This is a genomic window from Rhodoplanes roseus (genome assembly GCF_003258865.1).
In the GTDB taxonomy this organism is placed as follows: domain Bacteria; phylum Pseudomonadota; class Alphaproteobacteria; order Rhizobiales; family Xanthobacteraceae; genus Rhodoplanes; species Rhodoplanes roseus.
This window is the reverse complement of sequence record NZ_NPEX01000988.1, coordinates 1-240: the sequence shown is the minus strand read 5'-3', so window position 1 is coordinate 240 and position 240 is coordinate 1. Positions and strand designations below refer to the sequence as shown.

Genomic DNA, 240 nt, shown 5'->3' with positions numbered 1-240 from the left:
GCTCGCTGTCGCCGCGCATGATCATCCGCGACATCGTCGGCGAAGGTCTTTCCGTGCACGAGCCGAACCTCAAGGCGTCGGAGCGCGACCAGCGCGTCGTCAAGGCGCTCGCGGAAGTGGGCATCGATCCGGAAACCCGGTTTCGCTATCCGCACGAATTCTCCGGTGGCCAGCGCCAGCGCATCGCCATCGCACGCGCCATGGTTCTGGAGCCGAAATTCGTCATGCTCGACGAACCGA

General features: G+C 64.6%; 1 protein-coding gene. It reads left to right on the top strand.

The genetic code is table 11. The features are described from left to right. Positions 1-240: ATP-binding cassette domain-containing protein (locus tag CH341_RS33290; RefSeq protein ID WP_146604831.1), on the top strand; the 240-nt coding region annotated here is incomplete at both ends.